This is a genomic window from Butyricimonas sp. Marseille-P2440, from assembly GCF_900091675.1.
Taxonomy (GTDB): domain Bacteria; phylum Bacteroidota; class Bacteroidia; order Bacteroidales; family Marinifilaceae; genus Butyricimonas; species Butyricimonas synergistica.
The window spans coordinates 1,993,710-2,012,350 of the sequence record NZ_LT594610.1 but is presented as its reverse complement, the minus strand read 5'-3'; the positions used below and the strand labels follow the sequence as shown (position 1 = coordinate 2,012,350).

Genomic DNA, 18,641 nt, shown 5'->3' with positions numbered 1-18,641 from the left:
AATGAAAAAGAAAGTTATGTGCAAAAATTGTAGGAAAGAGATCACAATCCGAACTTGTTCTAATAGTTGTGATGATTTTTCTGTTAGTGCGAGAAAAACTTTAAAAATAACTTGTAAGAAATGTGGAAAAGTTTGCAAATATGATGACCGGGATGTTTATGCTGTCCAAAATGGTTTGTTAAATTTATTGATTTTTTTAATTGTTTTGGCTGCAATAGGGACGATGGGATATTTTTGGTGTCATTGTTATTTAGGAAAAACATTTTATACATACATAGTGTTACCAATAATAGTGGCTATACCTGTAATGATCTATTCTACTTATTTGAAATCTGAAAATACTAAAATTCGTAATTTTAATAGATTATCAAAATTTAAATAGAGGTGGGCTTGCTGTTAAGTTATTCTGTTGATTTTTATTGGCTAGCTTGATATTGTATTATCCTAGAAAAAGTTTATTTGTACCGGTAACTTTGGGTTACATATCGAAAGTTTGAAATATCGAGGAGGAAAAATAGAATCTCCTCGATATTTATTTTGTTAGGTTTGGAATTATTCTGGCAAAGGTGGCAAGATAACTTATAGGCTTAACGTCTTGGAAGAGGATGGTAAAAGCGTGGAAACGTACACGGATAACACGGGGAAGGTGTTGTCTATTGGGTGGGTAACATGTTAAATGATAGCCGTCGTGCTTTGAATTTATCGTATAGTGTTTTAAATTTGTTGAGAGAAGTCAAGACCGGTAGCACGTTGAAGGCAAGTTACAGTTACCTAGCTGACGGGATGAAGTTGCGGGTACGTGACGCGGGGAGCAACGGTTTTGACTACGTGGGTTCTTTGACATACAAGAGTGGCAGTTCTGGATTGCAGTTGGAGTTGGCGAGTTTTGGGGATGGCGTGATCCTGACGGGGACGGGCGGTCAGGAGGTGAATTACTTCCTGACTGATCACTTGGGTAGTGTTTGTGTAATCGTGGATGGTAGCGGGGTGGTGAAGGAGCGGAACGATTACTATCCTTTCGGGGCAAGGCATGCGAGAATGGATTACCCGCAACAAGCTGCGAACCGTTTCAAGTACAACGGGAAGGAGGAGCTGGTGACGGGAGATTTGGGTTACCTGGATTACGGTGTATTGCCCTAGAAAAAGTTTACAGAATAGAGTATAGATATTTGAGGGGAACAATAAAAGTTTTCCTCAAATGTAAGAAAGTTTTTCACGCGCGACGGGGTGGGGCGTTTAGTCAAGCAGAAGCATGGCAGCGTGGAGGAAATACTATCTTATAACACGCGAGGATGGCTGACGGGTAAAGAAAGTACCCCGTTCAAGATGAAACTTCGTTATGAATCGCCCCAGGTCGGCACCACAAGACTATATAGCGGTAATATTAGCGAGTGGGAGTGGCAGCAGGGGACGAATGCCGCGATGATGTATCGCTTTTCTTACGATGATTTGAATCGTTTGAAGGGAAGCGTTCATTACCAGCGTAACGGGAATGCCTGGAGTGCCCTTTCCGGTAATAACGCTTTTGACGAGAGCGGGTTGAGTTATGACAAGAACGGCAATATTTTGACCCTTACCCGTACCGGTTCGGCGGCGGTAACGCAAACGTACACTTACACGGGTAACCAGTTAACCGGTTTATCGAGAGGGAACGTGACGGGTTCTTACCGGTATGATAAAAACGGGAATCTAGTAAATGACAGCTGTAAAAATTTGAACTTGACGTATAATGTTTTAAATTTGTTGTCTGTGGTAAAAACAGGGGATACACCGACTGCCACGTACAGCTATCTTGCCGATGGTGCGAAGCTGGGAGTGGTTGACGGTAGTGACCACGGTTTTTGCTACTTGGGTTCTTTGACATACGTGAGAAATGGCAGTAACGTTCAACTTGAAAGCGGTTTGTTTGCAGGANGGACGAATCGTGGCGAACGCTTCTACCCGAGTTGGGAATGAAGTCCGTTATTTTTTGACGGATCACCTGGGTAGCGTGAGGGTAATCGTGGATCAGTTTGGAGCGGTGAAAGAGCGGAATGATTATTACCCGTTTGGAGGCAGGTACGCGGTTTCGGGAGGTAACGTTGACGCGGGTAGCCGCTGGAAGTACAACGGCAAGGAAGATCAGGTGACGGGAGGTTTGGGTTGGTTGGATTACGGTGCGAGGATGTACGATTGGGAGTTGGGAAGGTGGTTCGGTATGGACTTGATGGCAGAAAAGTACAATTCATGGTCTCCTTATAATTATGCTTTAAATGCCCCGATTCGTTTTATAGATCCTAACGGGATGTGGGTAGGAGATCCTCCCGGGTTTCTTAAAGGCTGGAATCAGAGAATAGAAGAAAATAATAATAATTTTTGGGGATGGCTTGATACTAGATCATCTAAACCAGGTTTACTTTTAAAGGATCTAGACAATATTGCCGGGGGGATAATAAATTTTTTGGCAGATGTCACGTTTATCAGTACTCTTGTTAATGGACAAAATAAAACGGCAGATGCATTGGGGAATGTTATCCATTCTGTGGCAAGAATACCTTCCATGTCGAGTGAGGAGTTGGGAAGTTTTACCGCGAGTTCTGTTTTGTTTTTGGGTGAATTTGCTGCTAGTAGGAAATTGCCGATAGGGAAAATAAGTACTTTGAAAAAAGTGAGTTCTGTTGCTAAAAAAGGAGGAAATGCTTTTAGATATATGACAGAAGGCGAACTTAAAGCAATTCAAGAAACCGGTTTACTTCGAGGAGGAAGGAGTGGAGAGACTTTTTTTACAAAAGATCTTTATAAAACAGCAGTTAAAGCACAAAATCGTTTAGCATTACCGACTTCTCCTAGTCTTCGTGTTGAATTCCAAATTTTAAATAACCCTACTTTACTGCGAAATGGTACTAAAGTTTTACCAGCAAATGGAATGATGGGTAAGGGATCTGAGTTTATGACATTGGATATTGTTAAAGTGAGATTAATAAATTGGCAACATCTAAAGTGAAATTATATGGAACAGGAAGAATATTGTATTTCAGTTGGTGAACCTTGGGATTTTGAAAGTCAAGATGGACAAAATATTATTAGAGGTCATATACTCTGTATGAAAAGTGATCGTTGTATAGTGTTTAAGAGTAATCATTATTTGAAATTTGCAGTAGCAGCTGGTTATATTTTAATTTTGACTCCCAGGTATAAAGAAAATGATTTTTCAGACTTAACACAAGGCTTCGTTGTGGTGAATGGGGGTATATTTATTGGCGAATATGATGAAAAGCTTAACGAGAAAGAGTTAGAAAGAAATATAAAGTTTGCGATTATTGGTAGTATAAAAAAAATGGAGAATTCAATTTGAGAATGTATTATTCTTTAAAAGTCTACTAGAATAGAGTTATTTTCGGGAAATTTGAGGGGAGGATTTATTCTTCTCCTCAAAATTAATATAGAGTTATATTTTGCCTCTTTTTGCATATAAAAAGAAGTGCGTTCATTACCAGCGTAACGGGAGTCCCTGGAGTGCCCTTTCCGGTAGTAACGCTTTTGACGAGAGTGGCTTGACCTATGACAAGAACGGCAATATTTTGACCCTTACCCGTACCGGTTCGGCGGCGGTAACGCAAACGTATACTTACACGGGTAACCGTTTGACAAGTTTATCGAGGGGTAACGTGACCGGTTTTTTACCTGTATGATAAAAACGGGAATCTAGTAAATGACATCCGTAAAAATTTGAACTTGACGTATAATGTTTTAAATTTGTTGTCAGTGGTAAAAACAGGGACGACGCCGACAGTCACGTACAGCTATCTTGCCGATGGCACGAAGCTGGGAGTGGTTGACGGTATTAAAGCCTTTTGAAGTTAGAGAATCATTTCAATTTTAATCACCCGTAAGTGTTAATGTTTTAATTAAGAGAAATATCATTGCATCACTTTGAAATAGATTATATGACATTAAAAGAATTATATGTTAAGCTTAAGGAGTTGGATATACCAGAAGATAATTATTACTTGCATGGTATATATGGATCAGTAAATGATGATGATAAACTTGCTTTAATTGTGAAAAAAGAAAAGAATACAATGAGCTATGAGGTTTATTATAAAGAGAGAGGAGAAAAACATTCTATTAGAAAATTTGCAAATGAAGATCAGGCATGTCAGTATATGCTAAAGTGTCTAATAGAGAATAAAGAGATTGAAGATTGATATTTAAAAAGGTAATCGAACCTTGGGATTTTGAAAGTCAATATGGAGAAAATATTATTAGAGGTCATATAATCAGTATGAAAAGTGATCGTTGTATTGTGTTTAAATGTGATCATTATTTGAAATTTGCGGCAATAGCTGGTTATATTTTAGTTTTGACTCCCAGGTATAAAGAAAATGATTTTTCTGAATTTATCAAATATGTGGGATGGTTTATCCCTTGAAATATTCCGATTTGTGATGTTGCGATAGTTGTCAAAAGTCTCTAGTGGCGGAAATTGATTAATATGTAAAATTTGCAAATTAAATCAATGATTGCTAGATGATTGATAAAATTTGCTAGATGTAAATGTTAAAATTGAGAGCCTATTGTAGGAAAATGGGTTAAAATTTTAAGAAAATATTAAGACAAATCGGTACAAATGTGATACAATTTGGGGAATAATTATTATATATATTTATCCACTGTCTTTATATCGAGAAAAAGATAAAGTGGTGGGTGTTTTATAAAGATCAGCCAAGAGTGTGGTATTTTTTGTGAATTGTATTTTTATTAAATATCTGATTGCAAATATGAGAACGATTCAAAAATTACTGGGACGAAAACGGCGTGATCTGGGAAACAAGTCTTTTGCGGCTTTTTCTTTGCCGGAATTATTGGTGGTACTGGTTATTATCGGTATCCTAGTGTTAATAGCGTTGCCTAACCTGATGCCTTTGATCTCGAAGGCGAAAAGTACGGAGGCACAGCAGCAACTGGTGTTTCTACACACGTTGCAAAAAAGCAATTTTTACACGCATTCCCGTTATTCTACTTCGTTGGAGGAATTGGGCTTCGAGCAAGCCAAGTTGTCCACGGACGGGGGAAATGCCAATTACAAGATCGAGATTATTGAAGCGAACGAGAAGGGATTTCGGGCGAGAGCGACGGCTGTGGTCGATTTTGACGGTGACGGGGAGTATAACGTGTGGGAGATCAATCAAGACAAGGAGCTGAAAGAAGTGACCAAAGATTAGATTCCCCGATGGAGTTGTTGGCATTTATTCCGTTAGCCTGGATGATCCGTTCGGATTTCAGGGAACGGGTGATTCGCTTGTATCCTCTACTGTTTTTCGGGGCATTGACCGTGGCAGGCAGTTGTTGGATGCACGGGGGAAAGGTATGTCTATCACGGGTGATGGGCGGCGTGGGTGTTCTGCTTTTCTTGATGTGCGGGGTGGGTTTGTATCTTGTCGTGAGGTATGGTAGGAAGGCTAATCTGTTCCGGGAGTATCTGGGGATGGGTGACGTGTTGTTTTTGCTTTGCCTGACGCCCTCTTTCGGGTGGAGGGAATACACGTCGTTTTTGGTAGCTGCTTTCACGTTGACGTTGCTGTGGTGGGCGATCCGTTCGTGTGGGAAAGAGGTTGTTCGGGGGATTCCTTTAGTGTCTACGGTAGGAGTGTGTTACGCGTGTTATGTGGTATATCGTTTAATTTATCGATTGATGGAGTTATGAAAGAAATTGTTGTTGCCACGGAGGCTTTGGAGGTGTTCACCTCCAGGGAGGCCCGGGAGTATCGCCTGATTCCTTTCGAGGTGAAGGGAGATGAACTCTATGTCTATGGAGAGAAGGAAGCGGATTACGAGCATACGATTACGGAGGTGGAGGTGTTGACGGGGAGGCGTTTGAAAGTCGTCCTTTTGCCCGGGGAGGAATTTGCCCGTTTGCTCGGGCGTTGTTACCGTCAAGTGCAACACGGGAGCAAGGAAATGAACACGACATTTGCCGGGGGAAAAGGTTTTTTGCACGGGTTGATCGAGGAGGCACACCGGGAGCACGCGAGTGATATTCATTTGGAATCATACGAGGGAAGGTGCCGGGTGCGTTTTCGTATTGACGGGAAGTTGTTGGAGCGGCACGTGGTGGAGAAGGGAAATTATGCCGCGCTGGTGAATCAGGTGAAGATTTTGGCGAACTTGGATATTTCGGAGAAGCGCTTGCCGCAGGACGGGCGTATTTTGCATGATTCGGGAGGAGCTCGTTTTGACGTGCGGGTTTCTTCATTGCCGACGATACACGGGGAGAAGGTGGTGATGCGTCTGTTGACCCGGCAGGTGGAACTGCTTGAACTGGAAAACTTGGGGTTTAGCCGGGAACAGTTGGAGGCATACCTGGAGGCTATCCGCCACCCGCACGGGTTGGTGTTGATCAGTGGTCCCACGGGTTCGGGGAAAAGTACTACGTTGTATGCCACGCTTCGCCTGTTGAATAGTATCACGAGCAATATTCTCACGATAGAGGATCCCGTGGAGTATACTTTGGAGGGAATCAATCAGGTGCAACTGAAAGAGGAAATCGGGTTGACGTTCACGAGTGCCTTGCGTACGTTTTTACGGCAGGATCCGGACGTGATTATGCTGGGAGAGATCCGGGATGCGGATACGGCTCAGATGGCTATCCGCAGTTCGTTGACGGGACATCTGATTCTATCCACGATACACACGAATAGTGCCTGGGGAAGTGTTTCCCGGTTGATCGATATGGGGGTACATCCTTACTTGATCTCCGACACGTTGGTTTTGTGTATGGCGCAACGCCTGGTGCGTTTGCTTTGTCCCGAGTGTAAACAGAAGGTGGAGGCGGACGAGCAGACGAGGAGACAATTGGGAAAGAATTTCAAGGGTGCGAATTTACATAAAGCGGTAGGTTGCGAGAGTTGCTACTACACGGGGTATAGCGGGCGGAAGGCAATTTACGAGGTGATACCCGTGGATGAGGAGTTGGCGAAAGCTATTCGGGAAGCCCGGAGTGACGTGGGGCATTTGCTCGAGGAAAGGCATATCCGCACGTTGGGCGATTCGGCGATGGAGTTGTTGGAGGAGGGGAAAACGTCGTTGGAGGAGGTACTGCCGTTTATATAATTGAAAATGGAGAATTTATCACGAAATATGATGTCTATTATGAAATGGAATGTGATTTTGATGTTAGGACTGTTATTCTTGGGATGGGGAAACGTGCGGGGACAGACGGGTGTACCGGGAGTGAGTATGGATTCGATACGGAATAGGTTGGAACGGGCGGCGGCGTTGGACAGTGCTTATTTCACGGAGATCGATTTGTCGGTAGGACGGTTGTCGCTAGGGGAATTGCTGCGTAATATTGCTCGGGTACACGAGGTGAACCTGTGCGTGAAGGTGGACGAGGGACGTATGGTAACCTGTAATTTTAACCGTTCAAGGTTGGTCGATTTGTTGGAGTTTTTGTGTAAAGAGTATAATCTGGAATTGGACGTGGTGGGAAATATTCTCGTGTTGAGTGAACCGATCCCGGTTGTAGCGCCTCCCCGGGAGGTGCAAGTGGAAATAGACAGCACGGGAACGAAGTTGTGTTATGATTTGCTGGATGACGACTTGGTGAAGGTGGTGAAACGAATTACCGCATTGACAGGGATAAATGTAACCGTACCCCGTGCGTTGTACACGACTCGGGTTTCCGGGTTTGCAGCCGGATTGCCTGTTGACGAGGCGATACGCACTTTGGCGTCGGTGAACGGGCTGGAAAGCGAGCAAACGAAATCGGGAGGATGGGCATTGTTAGCTCCTCCACCACAGGCGGGGAATACCCCGGCGGCGTTTCCTTCTTACGCTCGGAGAAGGAGTTTTGCTCCCGACCAGATTCGGGTGGATAGCACGGGAAGGATTACCGTGGCGGTGAACAGCGGAAATATTCATGATATCGTGCTGGAGGTTTGTGAGCTTTTGAAAATGAGCCGATTGTTCCTGACGTCGCTCGATCAACAGACTTCCATATTCGTGAAAGATGTGGATGCACGTACGTTGCTGAACGTGTTGTTCGCGGGAACTCCGTTTACTTATCAGGTAGAAGGGGGAATATACGTGTTCGGTTCCACGGCGAAAGATAAATCGCTGCTTACAATACGGGTTATCCCGTTGCGCTATCGTACGGTGGATAAGGTGGTCGATTTGATTCCCGCGGCATTGAAGACCGGGACACAAGTGCAGGTTTTCGCGGAACAGAACAGCATTATAGCGAGTGGAAGCAGTCGGCAGGTGGAACAGGTGGAATCCTTTTTGGAGTCGATAGACCAAAGTATTCCGCTCGTGACGATAGAAGTACTGATCGTGGATAGCAAAAAGAGCGTGTTGCACGAGGTCGGGATTGAAGCGGGAATCGGGAAGGATGGCCCGGCAAAGACCTCGGGAACGTTCAGCCCGGGGATGGAGATGTCTTTGTCTGCAACTTCGATTAATCGGTTGATTAATAGTTTCAACGGGTTCGGTTCGATCAACCTGGGGAAAGTAACGCCCAATTTCTATATGAATTTGCAAGCTTTGGAGGCTGCCGGGAATATAGAGTTGCGGTCTACCCCGAAGTTGTCCACCTTGAACGGTCACGAGGCAAAGTTGAAAAGCGGGGAGAAGAAATATTACAAGGAGGTGCAGACGAATTATTACGGTTCGCAGACACCCGTTCCCTCGGAGTCTTACACGTGGAAAGAGGTGGAGGCTAATTTGAGTCTGGAGATTGTTCCTTTCGTGAGCAAGGACGGGAAGATCACGTTGAACGTGAAGATCGAGCAGAGCCAGTTTACTGAACGGGAAGGGAAAGTGGATGAAGAGGCTCCTCCCGGATCGGTGACCCGTAGTTTCGAGTCGCAGATACAGGTGCGTGACGGGGAAATGGTGTTGCTCGGGGGAATTGATAATAACACGAGGGAGAAGTCTTCCAGTGGTTTGCCTTTTATAGCCCGGGTTCCCGTGTTGAAATGGTTGTTTGGGAAAACCAAAAATAACAAGGTAGACCAGAAGTTGAACGTGTTTATAAAACCGCAAGTCATTTATTGATTCTGTGATTAAAAAAGATTGTAATATGGGGTGGCTAGAGTTTGTTTTTAAGCGAGTTGTCGTGGTTCTTGCCCGGTTGCAGCAGGATGGGACGGCACGGGCTGATATCGTGCATATTGTCCGGGAGAAGGGTAAAATTCAAGTGGAACGAGTCGTGCCGGATGTGGAAATAGAGGAGTTGGGGAATATGAAACTGAAAGAGCCGACATTGTTGGAAATCTCGGGACACGGGGTGATCCGGAAAGTTTTTCTGGCGGATGATACGGAGGGAATGGAGCGGGTGACGGGAAACGGGGATTTGATACATTCGTCCTCGTCGGGTGAAGGGGGAGAAGTCGTGTTGAATTTTACCCGGCGGGATCGGATTGAGGCGTTGGAGGAAGTATTACGCCGTGACCGGGTGCCCGTGTTGGAAATGCAAGTGGAAAGCGAGAGTTCGGATAAACCGGAAGAAGTTGCCTTGTTTTTAGCGGAACGTTTCTACGGGACAAAAGCCGGTTGGCGGGATTTGCTGCACGGGGGTACACGTGGGGACTTGTTGGCGGGGTTGGTTGCCGGTAAGATTAAATTCATGATGTTGTGTTGCTTGCTGGGGTTATTGTTAGTGAATTATTTGTGGAATTCTTCTGTCCGTGAGAGATATGCCGGCCAGCAGACGGAGATGTTCGCTTTGGAACGGGATGTGTCAGATCGGGAAAAATTGTCCCGTGAAATGGAGCGTGTGGTTCGGGAATTCAAGGGTAATGGCACGGAACATTATTGTGCCGTACTTGATAGGATTGCCGCGGTTGTTCCCCCGAAAGTGAATTTGGAAACTTTGAACGTGAATCCTTTGTTGAAGACGATAGAGGAGGGAAAACCGCTCGTGTTGCGGGAGGGGTATATCGAGTTGTCGGGAGAGACTGCCGACTCCGGGGAGGTGACCGTGTTCACGGGGGCTTTGTCAGAATTGGATTTTTCCCGGGAGGTGAAGTTACTTTCGTTGGATAAAGACCGGGAAACGGGATTGTTTCATTTTAAAATATTGATAGACCTATGAGAGCGTGGAATGAACATCGAGGTTTGTTGAAATTGGTCGGAATGATTGTAATGGTTCCCTTGGTAGCTTGGTTTTTCGGTTTTCGCCAAACCGTGGGGATTTGGCGGGAGTGTAAAGCCCGGCAAGCGACGATCGACCGTTTGTCTGCAAGCGAGTCCGGGAGTACGACCCGTTTGCCGGAAAGCGAGGTGACTGGCAAACAGGTATTGAACAACGGGGTTATTTTGCAACGCATAGAGGAAAGCGTGGAGAATAACGGGGTGAAGATCGTGAAGTATACTCCTTATTTGACACGGGAAGAAGGGCGGTTGCGGGTGCACACGGGGGAACTTGTGTTGTCCGGTAGTTTTGTTTCCCTGCTTCGGGTGATGCATCACGTGGAATCGGCGGAGGGGTTGGGACGAGTTGTTTCTACCGGATTCCGGTTGTTTCATGACCGGGCGAAAAAAGAGCGCCAGTTGCGGATGACGTTGGTGATACAACAACTCACAATTGAAAATTGAAAATGGAGAATTGAAAATGATAAAAAGTGGAGATATGAAACAGTTTTGGATTATATTATTTATTGTGTTTATCGTGTTGGGGTGCCGGGATGTGTTTGAGAAAGATATTTCGGAAAAGGAGGTAGGACTTCTGGCTCCGGCGGATAGCGTGGAGACGATACATCGGACGTTGACTTTCGTGTGGGAAGAACGGGATGGAGCCACGGGATACCGTTTGGTGATCGTGTCGCCTTCTTTCGAGCGCACGGAGTTGTACGTGTTGGATACTTTGGTAGCGGACTATCGTTACACGTGTACTTTGGAACCGGGCGAATATGCCTGGGCTGTACGACCGGAGAATTCCGCTTACGAGGGAGAGTATTCCCGGCGGGTGTTTACCGTGCTGGATGACACGGAAGAAGAACTAACTGAAGAGCCATGAAAGCGTTGAAGGACAAGAGAACCGTCGTGATATTGCTTGTCGCGGTGGTGGTCATATGGGGTGTTATTATTTACCGGGTGGTGGTTTTTAGCGGGGAGGGGGCGGTGCAAACGGCGGTTGTCAGTAAAAAGCGGGTGGTGGCAGATAAATTGCCGGACACGTTACGGTTGGATTACCGGGATCCCTTTTTGGGGACGGTGTGCCGTGTCCAGGAGAAAAAAGTTGTCGCGAAAAATAATCAGGTGGTTGTTGCGGAAGAACCGGACAATCCTCCCGCCTTCCGGTTTGCCGGGAAGATACGGAAAAGAAAACAGGATTATTGGTTGGTCGAATCGGGAGGGGAAACCCGTTTGATCGCGGCAAGTGTAAAGCATATTGACGATTATCGGGTGGAAAAGGTGTATGCGGATTCCGTCCGGTTGCGAAAAGGCAAGAGAATATACACGCTTAAGATAGGCTTATGAAAACCGGGAAGAGTGGTTTCGGCGCTTCGGTGTTAGCATCGGTTTTGGTGGTGAGTACCCTCATGTTGCTCGGCGTGTTGCTGGTGATCGAGTTGTGGAATTTCGATCTTACCCGTTATTATCTTTATCACCGGGAGGAACAGGTTCGGGCGAACGTGGAGTCGGGATTCCTGCTTTACGCGAAGGACAGCACGCTGTATGCCCGCCGGGCGGAGGATGGTTCGGTGTTGCTGTTCGAGGGAGACGAGAGTTCGAGGGTGTATTGCGAGCGAATGCGGTGGGGAATGTACGAGGTGGTAAGCGTGAAGAACAACAAGCGGAAATCTATTCGCCTGATGGGTAAAAGTATAGAAAGTGGTCGGGGTGCGACACTTTATATACCGGAGAATGGGCAGGCGTTTTCGTTAACGGGTAAAACATTCGCGGAGGGAGATGTTTATCTGCCTCGTAACGGGGTTTCCTACACGCAGGTAAGGTCGGAATTTTTTCAGGGTAAACCGTTGGAAAAAGAGCAAATCAAGGAGAGTGGTTCTGATTTCCCGACGTTGGATGCGGAGAGCCGGGAGGTCGTGGAGTTCTTGTTTGCCGGAACAGGGGAAAGGGAATGGCTGGACAATGGCGGCGTGTTGGAATGTGCTTTTGATGCTCCGGTTACACGGGCGGAGGTGGGAGAATATCTTTCCGGCGTGCGCGTGAAGGGGCATGTTGTGCTTTACGCTCCCGAGATGCTATTCGTGGAGCAGGATGCTCGTTTGGATGGCGTGATCCTCGTGGGGCAACGGGTGGAGTTCGCTGACGGTTTCTCGGGGTGTGTTCAAGTGTTTGCCCGGGATTCGATATTGCTGGGTGACGGGGTTTGCCTGAAGGCGGGGTCTGGATTGCACGTGTGGCGGGAAGGCGAAAAGGGAGGTTTTGTCCGCTTGGGGGAACATTGTGAGGTGAATGGTTATGTAATCGTGAAAGCCGATGCGGATGACGGGGAGCGGAAACGAGCGGTGTACGTGCAGCCGGAATCTTCACGGGTACGGGGATTGGTATTCGTGGGCGGTATTGCAGAAGTGCACGGGATGGTGACGGGGAGTTTATACGCCCGGGGATGTTATTATTTTGCCCCGGAGGGATATTATGCCGGGATATTGTATAATGCCGTTTTACCGGGGAATCCGGGGTTGGCTTATCCCTTGTTGATGGAGGGACCTTACGAAAGGAGGACGGTGAAATGGCTGGAATGAATAAAGCATTCAAGGCGTCTTCGTTGATCGAGTGTGTGGTGGCGTCTATCATTCTGTTGGTGTGTTTCGCGATTACCATGGAGATGCTGACCCGGGTAACGCTGAGAGAGAGCGATCCGTCGGAAAGCGTGGCTATGGAATTGGCATTGCGGCAGTGTCGCCGGGAATACGGGGACGGACGCCATTTGCCGGGTAATTACTCCCGGGAATACGATTGGGGAACGGTGGAAATTACGATACAGGATTACGGGAAGGGAATACAGCATATAAGTATTAAGGCTTTACCAGCCCGCGGGATGAAAGCCATGAGGTATGATTATCTGGTAAAAGAAGAATTATGAAAACGAAAAAGATACATGAATTCCGGGCTTCCACGCTGGTCGAAATGCTGGTGGTGATTGTCGTGTCGGGGGTATTGTTTCTCGTGTTGTTTGACGGGGTGGATCTGGTACGGCGATACACGAACCGCTTGAACCGGGGGCTATCGGCGGGAAATGTTTTGCTGGATAATTTTCAACAGATGGATCACCTGTTCCGGACGAGCGATAGCGTGTTGTCCGTGGAGGGCGCCTTTCATTTTTACCGGGACGGGGAAAGGTTTGCACTCGGGATGGTTCGGGATTCCTTGTGGCTTTGCAGCCGGGAGAATGGGCAGGATACTTTGTTCCGAGGTGTGGAAGAATGTCGGGTAATACCCGTGACAGGCAGTCTTGCCCGGGTGGATAGCTTGGGTATACGTTTTCGTTACCGGGGGAAGGAGCTGTATTTCTTGTTTGCCGGGGAATACAAGGCGGAAGAGGATTGGGAAAGGTGGGCAACGGATTTGGAAAATCAATTTAAAAAAGAATACGATGATAACGTGGAATAATCATGTACAAGAGATCAAGGACGGGAAAAAGGAGATGCTTTTCTCGGAACTTCATTCACTGCTCTCGTCGGGATTGGATTTCGGGCGTTCTTTCCGCTTGTTGATCGATGGCGAGGGGGACAAACATTTGAAGCGTTTGCTGGAATCTCTTTACGCCTCAGTGGTGAAGGGAAAAACACTTTGGGAGAGTTTTTCAGCCAGCAAACGTTTCTCGGCGTTGGATTGTGGTGTATTGCGAATCGGGGAGGAAACGGGACGTATCGATGAATCGTTGCACTTCCTGGCGGATTATTACCACAAACGAATAGAACAACGGCGGATGGTGACAGGTGCGATCAGTTACCCGTTGATTATTCTCGTGACAGCGATGGTGGTACTCGTGTTTATGATCACGGTGATCGTTCCCATGTTCGAGCAGGTATATGCCCGTATGGGTGGAGAATTGCCAGGTATCACCCGCTGGATTATCGGGGTGTCGAAGAGTTTTCCAACCTATCTGCTTGCCTTGTTGGTTATCGTGGCGGTGATAGCCGTGTATTTTCTCCTGTACGGGAAGACGGAGGGAACCCGTGCGTTTATGGCAAAAGTCGTGTTGAAGATCCCGATCGCCGGTGAATTGATCCGGAAGAATTATCAGGCTCGTTTTTGTAAATTGCTTTATTTGCTTTGCAGTTCGGAGGTCCCTTTGTTGAGGGGCATCGGGATGTTGCGGGATATTATCACGTTCTACCCTTACCAGCGTTCATTCGACACGATTGGTGAAGGTTTGAAGAAAGGCGAGTTCTTTGCCGATAAGTTAGGCGAATTCCCGGAGATATACGATCGCAAATTGTACACGCTGGTACGGGTGGGAGAGGAAACGAACCGCCTGGAAGATATGCTGTTGAAACAAGGGGAGGATTTAACCCAGGAGTTGGAACACAAATTAAAACAATTGGGAAACTTGATGGAGCCTGTTCTCATATTGGGGGTGGGAGGGCTTGTCGCTATAGTGCTTATATCTATGTATCTGCCGATGTTTAAACTCGGGGGGATTATCGGGTAATTAATAATGTCAAACTTTAAAATTGTGTGCCTATGGGGAAGGATTCCAAAATAATCAATAACAAATTGAATGGTAGTAAATTTGTTTTATAACAACTAATGTAGGAAAGAAAAACTTGAAGTTATGAAAAAGAAAATTTTATTTATTTCCGTTTTGTCCTTAGGTGTATGGGGAGTCTCTCGAGGACAGAATTTTGAACCATGTGAACAAGCAAAAGGTTATTTGAATAATAAGAATGTTTCTATTGATTATTCTACGGGAATGTTACATTATAGTGTTCCACTTTTTAGTATTACATCGGGAGTGTATGCACTTCCAATATCCCTTCAATATTCTAGTCGAGGAGTGAAAATGGATGCATCGGCGGGGATATGTGGGTATAATTGGAGCCTGAATACAGGAGGGGTAATAACTCGAACAGTAAGAGGAGGAATTGCGGATGAACAAAATAAAGGAATGGAGGGACCAAGTAAAATTATTCCTCCGACACGCCCTCTTCCCGAACCTATGTGTTATGTAGAGGATGTGCAAGATGAAGAACATGATATTTTCACAGCTATATTTAACGGGAAATCTGTAAGTTTTATTATTCGGAAAAATAATCCCCTAAAAGAATGGGATTTTATCATAGAACCTCTTGAAAAAACGAACGTGCGGATCGAGCACGGTTATGTGGAACAAGATTCTTTCGGTTTTCTAATACATGATTGGACTGTGACAGATGTGGATGGAGTTCGGTATATTTATAAACAAAAGGAATGGGTATTTAATGCCGTAGCTGAAGATGTTGCTGACCGAAATATTGAAAATGAAAAATTCATATCCTCGTGGTATTTGACTGAAATAGATATACCTAATTCGGATAATATTTATTTTTGGTATGAAAATCTAGATAGATGTCCTCATTATAATCCAGATGCAGAATACAAGGGAGAGTATGTATGGAATAATAATCGTAGTGTGTTTTATTTCCAGTATTCTCATAAGGAACCCTTGTGGGATTTTGAGATATATCGTAAAGATTTTGAGAATTATTTGAAAGAGGTTGAAGATGCGATTCATGAACAAGTATTGGCGGAGCTAAATGATAATGTTTATGGTTTTTATAATAGAACTTTAACGAGGTTTTATCAGAATCCGTTGTATTCTTACAATGAGGAGAAGATTAGATTGCATAAAAGTTTACAGGGAGCTATTCAAGATTTTTATGAGGTATCACAAGTATCTCAAGGATTGATAGACGCATTGAATGTTTACCTTGTGGAATTTGAAGATAATTATAGGGTAAAAGAAGCTATAAGGAAAGCTAAAGAATTAATACGATTAACATGTACTGGAACTCGTAATTTTCGATCAAGATCAATACCTTTAGTTAAGCGAATAATTGTTCAATCACCAGTCTTGGAGTTTATCACTTGTAAAGATAAGTTGATACAATTTTCTTATACACGGGGAGTTGATCCTAATTATTCTTATAATTATTTCCATCTTTTGAAGAGTGTTCGTTTGAGGGATAACGCATACCGGGATATAGAGATGTTTAAGTTGGAATATACCGCTAAAAATAATTTATATCAAATAAATCATATGGATAATGAGGAACAAATAATAGATTGGCAGAAGTTTTCTTATTATTATGAGAATTTTAAAAATTTGTATGATAAGTGGGGATATAGTAGTAATATAACTCCTAACTCTCACGTATTGAATCATAGAGGTCGCATTGGAGATGTAGACCATGTTTATTCCAAAAGAGGTTCTTTGCAAACTATTACTTCTTCCACGGGTGGAACTATTGCGATAGAGTACGAGTCAAATAAAAGGAATAAAAATGGGATAATGGAAGATTATGGGGGGATTAGATTGAAGTCTCTTGTTTCCCAAAATATAGATGGAGTTAAAGATAGTGTTGCGTATGAATATCCTGAAGGAGGATTACTGATATACCCTGAGGTGACAAATATTGAGATCGTGGAATATAATAAAACAAATTCTTCTTGTTTCCGCGATACATTAGTAAAATCTTTGGTGGATTATAAAGGAGGAGCTTTTTTGAATACAGGAAATAACGGGTTGTACTATCCTTATGTGGAAGAGCATTTTATTGGTAAAGGGTGGAATACATATTTATATTTGGTTCCAATTTCTTCAGGAAAGTGTGATGAAACTTATCCCTTTTGGTTTGGTGGTTTATTACTGGGTAAAGCAACTTATGATGAAACAGGTAATCTTGTGTATATGCAAAAAAATAGATATATGACAGATGTTTCAGGATATTCATTGAATGTTGCCGCTGTCGATTGGTTGGATAATAATTCTTTGTTTGCTTATTCAAAACGGTTAATTCAATATAAACGCCATAATTATTGGTTTAATTATGAAGCGATGAATAATTACTATAATCAACACCCAACAGTTAGAATTTTTTGGGATAGAGAAGGCGGGGAAACGTTATATTATGCAAGAGAGTTTTTTCGATATAATTATATGTTGCAGGGAGATATAAAAAAATGTAGTGGTTATTCGTTATATTATGGAGGAAAGACTATTTTATCTTCTCAAAGAGAGTATTCTTTCAATACATTGGTGTCTTCTTCTCCTTCTATGATGCATTTAATAGGAAATGTTCCCGAAGGAAATAGGTTAGAACAAGAAATCAAATATGTATATAATAATTCTTATTTTAATGAAATACCTTCACGAGTGGAAAGATTATTGTCCAATGGAGACAAACGAATAGAGATTATTAGAACTCCTTTAGATTTCCAATCTGGAGTTGATCCTGTTATTGATAGTATGAAAGCTCAAAACATGGTATCTCCAATAATAAAGATTCAAACAGCGATTTTAAAGCCGAATAGTGATGTGTATAGTATTTTAAATGAGAAGATTAATAAATATTCTTTAGTTGTGGCAGCCAATAATAAGACTTGTATTTTATTGACAAAGCGTTTGCTATCACGAACATTTCAGGATAAGACAAGAGATACAAATAGTGTTACGTTAGAAACTAAAATATATTCCTTCCTTCTTAATGATTATCGTGAAGAAGAAGTATATGAGTATAAATTGAAAAATGACATTTTATTACCAGAGCAAATAAACACTCCTGTTCAAAATACGGTAGTAAAATATAACAATATTAATTTCTTGCCTGTTTTTAAGGCTATTGGAATATCTCCAGAGAATGTGGGTGTAAGCGATGCTTTGGGATACGATTTTGGTGAAAAAAATGGTTTGGCGAAACGAAATAGAGAAGATTATAATAATATAGTTAAGTTTTATGATGAATTTAGTGTAATAAAAGACTATTTGGGACAAATCAATCCGTATTTCTCTAGTTCTTCTTTAAATAACCTTATGGATTTCGCTTATTGTATAAAGAAATTGTATAGTTTTAGAGGTTTGAATATAGCAAGAGATAAGATAAAGTATGTTACTGTTGATAGTTTAGAACAAAACTATCAAAATATTTTTCCATATTATAATGATTGCTATAATTTTTGTCGTTCCATGCGGAATTTCATAGAGATACGGAATTTTGATTATGAAAATTTTATAAAAGCAGTGAATTATCAAAACGATATTTCTACAACATTATCAGTTATTCCATTGGAGAGGTTTTACCGAGTAACATTACTGGTGAAACCAACAGTGGCAACTTTAAGTTTAGTTTACCGTGTGAGAAAAGATAATTCAACCACAACTTTAAATACGTCATCCATGAATTTGTCGCCGGGTAGATGGCAATTGGTTTCATTTGATGTTGATCTAGGTGATTTGGTGGGAGTCACAGGTGTAGAGGTGGATATACCTTCTACTTTAGAAATTCTTTCAAGTGTATTCGTCCCTTGTGATTTGGCATATGAGATGCAATCATATGATCGAATGAATAGATTGGTGAGTAAATTTGATGGAAATGGACAACTTGAATTGTACGAGTATGACACAGCAGGACGTTTGATTAAGATAATTGATAAAGATAATAATATTATAAAGGAACGTCAGTATAATTTATTGAAGTAAGGGTATT

The 18,641-nt window shown here is 43.4% G+C and carries 19 protein-coding genes; all 19 read left to right on the top strand.

The window, feature by feature from the left end; all coding sequences use genetic code 11:
- The first annotated feature begins 1 nt into the window (after position 1).
- The 19 genes from BN8899_RS20875 to BN8899_RS19445 all read left to right on the top strand — a co-directional run bounded on the left by BN8899_RS20875 (position 2) and on the right by BN8899_RS19445 (position 18,634).
- Positions 2–382, top strand: a complete 381-nt coding sequence (locus BN8899_RS20875) for a hypothetical protein (protein ID WP_018339023.1) — start codon at positions 2–4, stop codon at positions 380–382.
- A gap of 287 nt (positions 383–669) precedes the next feature.
- Positions 670–1,140 carry a hypothetical protein gene (locus BN8899_RS19540; protein WP_065220603.1) on the top strand — a complete coding sequence of 157 codons (471 nt, stop codon included), beginning with the start codon at positions 670–672 and terminating at the stop codon, positions 1,138–1,140.
- A gap of 733 nt (positions 1,141–1,873) precedes the next feature.
- Positions 1,874–2,983: an RHS repeat domain-containing protein gene (locus BN8899_RS19530; protein WP_082987139.1), complete on the top strand. Its 1,110-nt coding sequence runs from the start codon at positions 1,874–1,876 to the stop codon at positions 2,981–2,983.
- Between the two features lie 6 nt (positions 2,984–2,989).
- Entirely contained in the window at positions 2,990–3,334 is a 345-nt protein-coding gene (locus BN8899_RS19525; protein WP_018339025.1) for a hypothetical protein, read from the top strand.
- A gap of 100 nt (positions 3,335–3,434) precedes the next feature.
- On the top strand, positions 3,435–3,671 hold the full coding sequence (locus BN8899_RS19520) for a hypothetical protein (protein WP_065220600.1): 237 nt from the start codon (positions 3,435–3,437) through the stop codon (positions 3,669–3,671).
- A gap of 255 nt (positions 3,672–3,926) precedes the next feature.
- The gene (locus BN8899_RS19515; protein ID WP_065220599.1) at positions 3,927–4,187 is read left to right on the top strand and encodes a hypothetical protein; all 261 of its coding nucleotides are present in this window, start codon (positions 3,927–3,929) and stop codon (positions 4,185–4,187) included.
- A gap of 573 nt (positions 4,188–4,760) precedes the next feature.
- Positions 4,761–5,204 (top strand): type IV pilin protein, encoded by a 444-nt coding sequence (locus BN8899_RS19505; RefSeq protein ID WP_231932437.1) that lies wholly within the window; start codon positions 4,761–4,763, stop codon positions 5,202–5,204.
- Positions 5,205–5,212: 8 nt separating this feature from the next.
- Positions 5,213–5,686, top strand: coding sequence for a hypothetical protein (locus tag BN8899_RS19500; protein WP_065220597.1), 474 nt, complete (start codon positions 5,213–5,215; stop codon positions 5,684–5,686).
- Positions 5,683–7,092 carry a GspE/PulE family protein gene (locus BN8899_RS19495; protein ID WP_065220596.1) on the top strand — a complete coding sequence of 470 codons (1,410 nt, stop codon included), beginning with the start codon at positions 5,683–5,685 and terminating at the stop codon, positions 7,090–7,092. Before BN8899_RS19500 ends, BN8899_RS19495 begins: the two co-directional genes overlap by 4 nt.
- Positions 7,093–7,131: 39 nt before the next feature.
- Positions 7,132–9,036 (top strand): type II secretion system protein GspD, encoded by a 1,905-nt coding sequence (locus tag BN8899_RS19490; RefSeq protein WP_065220595.1) that lies wholly within the window; start codon positions 7,132–7,134, stop codon positions 9,034–9,036.
- A gap of 25 nt (positions 9,037–9,061) precedes the next feature.
- Positions 9,062–10,075 (top strand): hypothetical protein, encoded by a 1,014-nt coding sequence (locus BN8899_RS19485; protein WP_065220594.1) that lies wholly within the window; start codon positions 9,062–9,064, stop codon positions 10,073–10,075.
- Complete coding sequence (locus tag BN8899_RS19480; protein WP_065220593.1) at positions 10,072–10,578, top strand: hypothetical protein; 507 nt, start codon at positions 10,072–10,074, stop codon at positions 10,576–10,578. The genes BN8899_RS19485 and BN8899_RS19480 overlap by 4 nt, the downstream gene beginning before the upstream one ends.
- A 34-nt stretch (positions 10,579–10,612) precedes the next feature.
- Positions 10,613–10,999, top strand: coding sequence for a hypothetical protein (locus tag BN8899_RS19475; RefSeq protein WP_148375550.1), 387 nt, complete (start codon positions 10,613–10,615; stop codon positions 10,997–10,999).
- Complete coding sequence (locus BN8899_RS19470; protein WP_065220591.1) at positions 10,996–11,463, top strand: hypothetical protein; 468 nt, start codon at positions 10,996–10,998, stop codon at positions 11,461–11,463. Before BN8899_RS19475 ends, BN8899_RS19470 begins: the two co-directional genes overlap by 4 nt.
- A complete protein-coding gene (locus tag BN8899_RS19465) occupies positions 11,460–12,695 on the top strand; it encodes a hypothetical protein (RefSeq protein WP_065220590.1) in 1,236 nt (411 codons plus the stop codon). The genes BN8899_RS19470 and BN8899_RS19465 overlap by 4 nt, the downstream gene beginning before the upstream one ends.
- Positions 12,692–13,036: a hypothetical protein gene (locus tag BN8899_RS19460; protein ID WP_065220589.1), complete on the top strand. Its 345-nt coding sequence runs from the start codon at positions 12,692–12,694 to the stop codon at positions 13,034–13,036. Before BN8899_RS19465 ends, BN8899_RS19460 begins: the two co-directional genes overlap by 4 nt.
- The gene (locus BN8899_RS19455; RefSeq protein WP_065220588.1) at positions 13,033–13,563 is read left to right on the top strand and encodes a PulJ/GspJ family protein; all 531 of its coding nucleotides are present in this window, start codon (positions 13,033–13,035) and stop codon (positions 13,561–13,563) included. The genes BN8899_RS19460 and BN8899_RS19455 overlap by 4 nt, the downstream gene beginning before the upstream one ends.
- Positions 13,547–14,608 (top strand): type II secretion system F family protein, encoded by a 1,062-nt coding sequence (locus BN8899_RS19450; protein WP_065220587.1) that lies wholly within the window; start codon positions 13,547–13,549, stop codon positions 14,606–14,608. Before BN8899_RS19455 ends, BN8899_RS19450 begins: the two co-directional genes overlap by 17 nt.
- A gap of 123 nt (positions 14,609–14,731) precedes the next feature.
- Positions 14,732–18,634, top strand: a complete 3,903-nt coding sequence (locus BN8899_RS19445) for an RHS repeat domain-containing protein (protein ID WP_065220586.1) — start codon at positions 14,732–14,734, stop codon at positions 18,632–18,634.
- Positions 18,635–18,641 lie beyond the last annotated feature (7 nt).